The sequence below is a fragment of the Rhizobium pisi genome, assembly GCF_003938655.1.
In the GTDB taxonomy this organism is placed as follows: domain Bacteria; phylum Pseudomonadota; class Alphaproteobacteria; order Rhizobiales; family Rhizobiaceae; genus Rhizobium; species Rhizobium pisi.
In genome coordinates, this window is the sequence record NZ_RJJT01000060.1 from 1 (window position 1) to 1800 (window position 1800).

General features: G+C 61.9%; 2 protein-coding genes and 1 pseudogene. All 3 read right to left on the bottom strand.

All coding sequences use genetic code 11. The features are described from left to right. Positions 1 to 610 (bottom strand): carbohydrate ABC transporter permease (locus EFD55_RS32855; RefSeq protein ID WP_148102921.1); only part of this gene is annotated, 610 nt, incomplete at its 3' end. Continuing rightward, on the bottom strand, positions 607 to 1557 hold the full coding sequence (locus EFD55_RS32860; RefSeq protein ID WP_125851280.1) for a carbohydrate ABC transporter permease: 951 nt from the start codon (positions 1555 to 1557) through the stop codon (positions 607 to 609). The genes EFD55_RS32860 and EFD55_RS32855, both read right to left, overlap by 4 nt. Positions 1558 to 1632: 75 nt before the next feature. Beyond that, positions 1633 to 1800: pseudogene (locus EFD55_RS32865) on the bottom strand (sugar ABC transporter substrate-binding protein); the annotation flags it as partial.

Sequence of the window (1800 nt, forward strand, 5' to 3'; positions counted from 1 at the left end):
TGCGGAAGAACAGCGTCGTGAAGCCGAGGCCGTAGACGACATGGACGAAGACCAGATTGACCGTCGAATTGCCGAAGCCGAAGCTGAGGCCCGTGGCGTTCTGCAGCGTCACCCCGAAGCGGCCGAGCGAGCCGAGGATCGTCGCCATCGGCAACAGCACCGACTGGAACGGGATGAAGCAGGCAAACAGCATCAGCCCGAACACCAGCGTATGGCCGGGGAAGCGCCATTTGGTCAGGATATAGCCGTTGAGCGCCCCCATGATGGTGGAGATCGCCACCGCCGGCACCACCATCTTGATCGAGTTCCAGAAGTAGCCCTTGATGCCGGCGCAGGTCAGCCCGACGCAGGCCTCGCCCCAGGCCTTCACCCAGGGATCGAAGGTTGGCGACTGCGGCAGCGCCAGCATATTGCCGTTCTGGATCTCGTCCATGGTCTTGAACGAAGTGGTCAGCATGACGAAGAGCGGCATCAGGTAGAGGACGGCGAAGATCACCAGCAGGCCGTAGATGACGATGCGGCCGATCCAGCGGGCATTGTTGTTCCTGCTGTCGCTGGCCTGCGAAAGCGTTGCTGCCGAGGTTACTGTTGAAGAGGTCACGCTGCTCATCGGGCCTTCTCCTTCAGTTCGGAATAGAGATAGGGCACGATGATCGCCGAGATCGTCATCAGCATGATGATGGCGCTGGCCGAGCCGACGGCCATCTCGTTGCGCTTGAAGGTGTATTCGTACATGAAGTTGGACGGCAGCCAGGCCGAGCCGCCCGGCCCGCCCGAGGTCAGCGCCACCACCAGGTCGTAGGACTTGATCGCCATATGGGCGAGCACGATGAAGGCCGACAGGAAGATCGGCCGCAACAGCGGAATGACGATGCGCCGGTAGAGCTGGAACGGCGAGGCCCCGTCGATCTCAGCCGCCTTCATGATCTCGCCGTCGATGCCGCGAAGCCCGGCGAGGAACATCGCCATGACGAAGCCCGACGCCTGCCAGACGCCGGCGATGACGACGGTGTAGATGACGAAGTCCTTGTTCTTGATCCAGTCGAAGTGGAAGCTCGTCCAGCCGAAGTGGTGCAGCGTCTGTTCGAGCCCGAGGCCCGGATCGAGGAACCACTTCCAGGCAACGCCTGTGACGATGAAGGAGAGCGCCATCGGATAGAGGAAGATCGGCCGGAGCAGCCCCTCGCCGCGGATCTTCTGGTCGAGCAGGATGGCAAGCAGCAGGCCGAGCGCCAGGCAGATGCCGACATAGAGGAAGCCGAAGATCGCCATGTTGGTGATCGACGTATACCAGGAGGACGGCGGATCGCTTTCGAAGGTCCAGCGCCACAGCCGCTCATAGGCGCGTGTGCCGGTCAGCGCATAGGAGGGAAAGGTCTTGGAATTGGTGAAGGAGAGATAGGCCGTCCAGACGATGAAGCCGTAGACGAAGATGATGGTGATCAGGAAGCTCGGCGCCAGCACGATCTTCGGCAGCGCATCCTGCAGCCGCCCGCGAATGGACGCTCTCGTCCCGCGCGTTGTGATCGCGGGTTCTGTGGTTGCGACAGAACTCATTGGCTCATCTCCGGAAAGTCATCGGCATCAGGGCCTTCCCCGATCGCTTGACCGGGGAAGGCATGCGCTATCGTTTTAGCGGGCGTCGTCGATCGCCTGGACGAGCTGCTTGACGGCCTCATCCGAGGTCTTGATCTGGCCGTGGACGAACTTCGAGACGACATCCTTATAGGCATTGGCGATCGCCGGAGGTGCGCCGTAACCCTGGGCCAGCGAGCCGAACAGCGTGCCGCCTTCGTTGGC